Origin of the sequence: Companilactobacillus keshanensis (assembly GCF_003946205.1) — a bacterium.
GTDB lineage: Bacteria > Bacillota > Bacilli > Lactobacillales > Lactobacillaceae > Companilactobacillus > Companilactobacillus keshanensis.
Genome location: NZ_RHOS01000034.1, coordinates 1 through 5,644, shown reverse-complemented (window position 1 = coordinate 5,644; position 5,644 = coordinate 1). Strand labels below are relative to the sequence as shown.

General features: G+C 35.1%; 6 protein-coding genes. 4 read left to right on the top strand and 2 right to left on the bottom strand.

From position 1 onward, the window contains the following. Positions 1–497 precede the first annotated feature (497 nt). Positions 498–1,085 carry a site-specific integrase gene (locus tag EKM64_RS11130; protein WP_125678540.1) on the bottom strand — a complete coding sequence of 196 codons (588 nt, stop codon included), beginning with the start codon at positions 1,083–1,085 and terminating at the stop codon, positions 498–500. Between the two features lie 78 nt (positions 1,086–1,163). On the opposite strand from EKM64_RS11130, the gene EKM64_RS11125 reads away from it, so the two are divergent. The 4 genes from EKM64_RS11125 (at position 1,164) to EKM64_RS11110 (ending at position 3,779) form a co-directional block, all read left to right on the top strand. Next, on the top strand, positions 1,164–1,442 hold the full coding sequence (locus EKM64_RS11125; protein ID WP_058906977.1) for a type II toxin-antitoxin system Phd/YefM family antitoxin: 279 nt from the start codon (positions 1,164–1,166) through the stop codon (positions 1,440–1,442). Further along, a complete protein-coding gene (locus tag EKM64_RS11120) occupies positions 1,442–1,798 on the top strand; it encodes a type II toxin-antitoxin system YafQ family toxin (RefSeq protein WP_023061894.1) in 357 nt (118 codons plus the stop codon). Before EKM64_RS11125 ends, EKM64_RS11120 begins: the two co-directional genes overlap by 1 nt. A gap of 530 nt (positions 1,799–2,328) precedes the next feature. Beyond that, the gene (locus EKM64_RS11115) at positions 2,329–2,511 is read left to right on the top strand and encodes an LPXTG cell wall anchor domain-containing protein (RefSeq protein WP_125678538.1); all 183 of its coding nucleotides are present in this window, start codon (positions 2,329–2,331) and stop codon (positions 2,509–2,511) included. Then, positions 2,508–3,779, top strand: coding sequence for a glycosyltransferase (locus tag EKM64_RS11110; protein ID WP_125678536.1), 1,272 nt, complete (start codon positions 2,508–2,510; stop codon positions 3,777–3,779). The genes EKM64_RS11115 and EKM64_RS11110 overlap by 4 nt, the downstream gene beginning before the upstream one ends. A gap of 352 nt (positions 3,780–4,131) precedes the next feature. On the opposite strand, the gene EKM64_RS11100 is transcribed toward EKM64_RS11110, so the two are convergent. Then, positions 4,132–5,061 (bottom strand): replication initiation protein, encoded by a 930-nt coding sequence (locus EKM64_RS11100; RefSeq protein WP_125678534.1) that lies wholly within the window; start codon positions 5,059–5,061, stop codon positions 4,132–4,134. Between the last annotated feature and the right edge of the window lie 583 nt (positions 5,062–5,644).

Here is a 5,644-nt window from a genome sequence, read left to right as displayed (position 1 = left end):
ATCATACAAGTTCTTTTTAATCTCGTCGGGTTTATTGACGGAAGCCTCAAATAATTCTTGAATATCAACTTGCCAAGGATCAGCAAGCATTTCAACAATGGGTTTTAATACTTTCTTTTCGTCCAGCTTGATTACTCCTAACATCAAAATAATAATTTCAGTTTAGATACGCAGTTCTTACAGTTAGTTATTCAAATTTTGTAATTAAGTTTATAGAGAATCTCTGCACAAAGCAATTAAAAAAATTTGGTTGAAAGCAGCGGGATATGCAACAATTTTTAGCATTTAAAGCATAACAAACTCAGTTAAGTGTAAGCATAAATTGAATTAAGAATACATTCCATTCAACAACGGCAAAAATTGATTTTATGGTTATCAGTAGACCGAGTGAAACGAGGTCAATGCGCACTTACACATAGAATTTATTCTATGTTGTGCTAGACCCATTAAAAACCTGTATCAGAAGTCGCCGTTGGCGACAACAAAATCAAACTAATTTACCCAAAATCAATTTGATCTAACATACTTTCGGTACTTGCTTGGTCTAAGCCTAAATAAGCTAAAGTCATCGCCTCACTGGAATGATTGAGCAAATTCATGACTAAGCCAATATTGTAATTTGATTGCGTGTAGACCCGATAAGCCCCGGTTTTGCGCATCGTATGGGTCCCTAGATAATTAATGCCTAACAGATCGCCAACCTTGCTCATGATTTTGTAGAACTGTTTTTCCGTGATATGTCGTTCTGGGTGCTGAATCGAGGGAAACAACCAGTCAGAAACCAAATGGTTTTCTTGCAACCAAGCTTGATAGGCTAATAAATCAGTTTGCACGGGTTTTAAGTAGAGCAGGTTAGCTTTACCGGTCTTTTGGTCGTGTATAAACGCATTCTGACGCACGGTGCCGTTTTCGTTAAAGACATCTGTCCAACGAAGCTTCATAACGTCGCTCACTCGCAACAGAGTCGCTTTACCCACTTGAAAAACGGTATAGTTACGCCAACCAGCTTTGAAATTATGGAGTAACGTATCTTGCACTTCTTTGAGCACATTTGAATCTTTGATGGGTAAGACAATTTGTTGCATAGTTTTAGCTCCTTAAAAAAAATTGATTTTTAGTACAAATTAAAGTACAATATTAAGTACAACGAAAGGGTGGTAAATATGACATTAGCACTAACACAGAGCGATTTTCGCGCTAACCTAAAAAAATATTTAGATCAAGTTAATGACGAAGACGAAACCGTTTATATTGCTCGTTCAAATAGTCGCGCAGTAGCCATCGTTTCACAAGAAAAAATGGACTGGCTAGAAAGAGCATTAAAAGCTAAAGAAGGTTCGTTAGAATATGCAATTGCACGTGATCAGTTAATTAAACGCCATGTTTTACCTGACGATGAAATTGTTGCATCAGATGATGATTATTGGGGTCAGTTTAAATAATGAAAAAACTAAGATTTAAACCACGTGCAACCTTTAATGCTGATCTAAAACGGTTAGCCAGTTTAGACAAATCTATTATTGATGAAGTTCGAGCAGCCATTGACCTGTTGCTTGAGCAACAACAATTACCACCAGAATTTGAGGATCATGAACTTAATCGGCGAATGAGCGGGTATAATGAATTTCACTTACGAGATACCCCGAAAAACAAAATACCAAGCGAAACTAACGATGTCCTGGTGGTTTATACGATTGATAAAGATGAACTAGTCTTAATTGGAATTCGAGTCGGATCGCATGATCGTTTATTTCCTGGTCAAAATCGTTCTAAAAGGTATCGAAAAAATAACGAATAAAAGAAGCTATTTATGGTATATAAAAATAAATAACCCCTAATATCTACATTATAGATATTAGGGGTTATTCTTTCAATGTTTTCGAGGGGTTATTTGTATATTATAGCCTCTAAAATACAATAAATAGTTTTCTATAACTAGGTTCTCAATGTCCTTTATGTTTTTGTACTTTCTTGTCCTGGTGCAAGTTATATCTTTTTTTTTGATTCAAGGTCTTCCTGGTGGTCTAATACTTCGTTGAATTACATTTTATATGTCTACTTTGATTAATATTACACATGAATATTATCAACAGGATATTCTGGACATTCAAGAAACGTAGTCCGAAGCTGTTAGTCTACCCAGCCTTTACATCAGAACAGAAAAATTTCTCCCTCATTGTTGCAAAATATTTTGCTGATTTGATTTATGGATCAGCGTTCGGATTAATTTTACAATCTACCACTGGACGAGCATGCAACTCTTTTAAATTTATGGTAATATTAAGAAAAATTTCAGTACTTTATAATTTATTATAGGGGGGACTCTTTATGTCCGAAACAGGGAAACTAGGAAAAAGCATGGCTGGGGTAGCGGCAGGAGCAACATTGCTTCCTCAAACTGGAGAAAAAATATTTAATTTTTTACCGATTTTGGGAGCCATTATGCTGGTTATTTTATTAGGTTTTACAATATACAATAAGTTTCTAAAGAGTTGGTACGGAGTTAAATGAGTTGGATAGAAGTGTCTAAACTGATGAGAATAGCCAATAGCGTCATTATAGTAATGAGCTTTTTTGGCCTTTTACGTATATTCATTGCTTATTTCTTTTCAAATGTATATGATTACAAATACATCAAGTTTAGATCAAGTCACAGACATGAGATAAATAATTACAATCCATCGATAACAATTGTTATACCCGCATTCAATGAGGAAAAGTCTATTCGTAAAACCATTGAATCCGTTTGCAAAAATTGTTATCAGAATAAGAAAATAATCATTGTTAATGACGGCTCTGCTGATCGAACGTCAGAAGTAGTGCAGCATTTTATTGACAACCATACTGACTATCCAGTGACTCTGATTAACCAACCGAATGGAGGAAAATCTGTAGCCATCAACAATGCCTTATTCAACCATGTTGATACTGATTTAATGATGGTTTTAGATGCCGATTCTATTCTAGATAAATCTGCTGTGGAAAGAATGGTTGAATGGTTTTGGAACCGTAAAACTTTGGCAATGGCTATGAATGTTAAAATGATACACGTACCAACTGTTTTAGGGTTATGTCAAAGATTCGAATTTATTAGCTCGTATAGGGGTAAATGTGCTGAACATGTTCTTAAAACACTATATATAGTCGGTGGGATCGGGTCTACATTCAGAACTAACGCGTTAAAAAAGATTGGTGGATACGATATCAATACCCCTACAGAGGATATTGACTTAACCCTAAAGTTGCTTTCTGCGTATGGAAATAAAAGATATATTATAGGTTATGCTAATGATGCAGTTGCCTATACTCAGCCTGTAAGTAAGTTCAAGTCTCTCGTAAGACAAAGGTATCGATGGAAATACGGTCGTTTTATTGCTTTTGTAAAATATCATCATTTGTTTTTCAATAGAAACCATGGGCTTAGTAAAATGCTTACGTTTTGTAAGTTACCAAATTCAATTTTACAAGAATTCTTCATGCTCATAGAACCGTATGTATATATATATCTTTTATTCATTACCATTCGGTATGCCGATTGGCAAATGTTATTATCTATGGTTTGCTATGTGGTTGTTGTAATATTGTTATCAGTATCATCTGCACGTGAATCTATCAAGAACCAATGTATTTTAACAATTATCGCTCCGCTGAATTTTCTTTTATCCTATATATTAACTATTGTAGAATATTCATCACTGATTAGTTCTATCTTCCATATAAAATCCATTATCAATTATAAAAGCAATCATGCTAATTGGAATCATGTCGAACGAATGTGACTTCCTGTGCGTTCGTTACTGAGGTAGGATAAATTACCTGTGAAGTAGCTGATTGTCTATCGCGATCTTCTGACAAAAATTTGTTTTCGGCAAATTCATTTTTAAAAAGCTACTAGGATCTATTTAAAAATCGTTTTAGTGGACACTAGCCCAGTAAAGTGAACCCCCTGAGTCTGGATTTACTCCAACTCAGGGGGTTCACTTTACATATTCTTTCAGTTCACAATTTTTTTGTAACAGTTGATAGTTGTAACCTTTATTGCTGATCTATCAATTTTTTTAATCCTTTGTAGTAATACTGAAAATAGTCTGTTTAAAGACTTTCAATTTATCATCAAGTTCTTTAATTGTTTTAGGCATGATTTCCAAACCCCTTTCGGAGTTCAGCAAGTGCTTCTTTTCGTGCTTGATCTCTTATTTTTTTATCATGTTCGGCTTGTTTGACAGCCAATGCTTGCTTTTCAGTAGAACCTAGAGTTAACCCCTTAACTTTATCAATGGCACGCCATTTTTCCTGTTCTGTTAATTCACCATTATGCTGAATGTTAAAGAGTTTTTGACGTTCATCTTGAAATTGACCTTGTGAGAAGTCATTAGCGTTTTTCTTTTCAGACTTCCAAGTAAAAGAATACCCAATCACTGGTTTTCCGCGGCCTTTACCATATTTTTTTCTAACCGTTAGGCCTCTAAAAAGAGGCGTAAGTTCCTCTTTGATGGGTTTTAAAACGGATTGATTTATATTGCTACTTTTATAGCTTTTAGGGACATCTAATAGCTCGTTAAAGTCTGCAACTGAAAAGTAAGCGTACCCAGTAGTTCTAAATTGTTTTAGTAACCGAAACATGGTTTTTGCGTAGCTACTTTTTAAATCTCTGAATTCTGATAAAGCATAACGAACCCAACTTTCCAGCTCATTTAATAATTTTATAGCTTTGGGGTAAATTTTAATATCAACATAAGGATCATCAGCATGGCCGTTTATCTCAAATTCGGTAAACATAACAAAAAATTCACGATGCAGCCCATCTTTACTACGCCTTCCAAAGCCTAAGCCTAAAATTTTTTGATAAGTACTTTCAATATCGTCAATAAATCGGTTATTTGCTGTAGGTTTATATGCACTTAATTCTTTTAATTGATCAAATGAAAACCTTACAGTTTCGTCACCCTTGTCACGCATTCTAGAAACTATTGAGAAGAATAAATTCATTTCAACAGGAGTGAATTTTCGAAGTGGGATTGTATTTAATTCAGGATCATATTTAACAATTTCATTACTCAAATGAAGCACCTCTTTTAATGAATATGGTTTTATGAATATATAATACTACAAAACTCTATCTATAAACAGACAAAACTCTATCTATAAACAGACAAAACTCTATCTATAAACAGACAAAACTCTATCCATAAACAGACAAAACTCTATCCATAAACTCCTGTATTCCCTGGGAGAGTAGGGCTCAATAGGGGTCTAAAAGAGGTTTAAAAGAGGTTTATAAAAGAGGTTTAAAAGAGGCACCACTGTACAAGATCAAAATCTAAAACAAAAAAACAAAGGAGTGAGCCCCAAAAAGGCTCACATTAAACTCCAGTCGCTACGCTCCTTGCGCCTCACTACGTTCGTTGCCTAATAAGGTGTGGCAAGCCACATTAATTCGGGTGCTGACGCCCCGTACCCCGTCCAAGCTGAGCCAGCTTGACCGCTTTTTCACTCGCCGTTAGGCAGGAAAGCAAAGTTTTATAGAAACTTTGGCTTTCGCCAATTCAGTGTTAAGACTGGTTTAAAGCTGTCAATTCCTTATGCTCCCACGCTACGCTCGTCCGCTACCATTGACAGCAAACAGTTAGTTTTTTGAATCTTA

Bases quoted from the DNA above. Each gene is read 5' to 3' on its own strand.
- EKM64_RS11130 (WP_125678540.1), bottom strand. From the start codon at position 1,085: ATGCAACAAATTGTCTTACCCATCAAAGATTCAAATGTGCTCAAAGAA.
- EKM64_RS11125 (WP_058906977.1), top strand. From the start codon at position 1,164: ATGACATTAGCACTAACACAGAGCGATTTTCGCGCTAACCTAAAAAAA.
- EKM64_RS11120 (WP_023061894.1), top strand. From the start codon at position 1,442: ATGAAAAAACTAAGATTTAAACCACGTGCAACCTTTAATGCTGATCTA.
- EKM64_RS11115 (WP_125678538.1), top strand. From the start codon at position 2,329: ATGTCCGAAACAGGGAAACTAGGAAAAAGCATGGCTGGGGTAGCGGCA.
- EKM64_RS11110 (WP_125678536.1), top strand. From the start codon at position 2,508: ATGAGTTGGATAGAAGTGTCTAAACTGATGAGAATAGCCAATAGCGTC.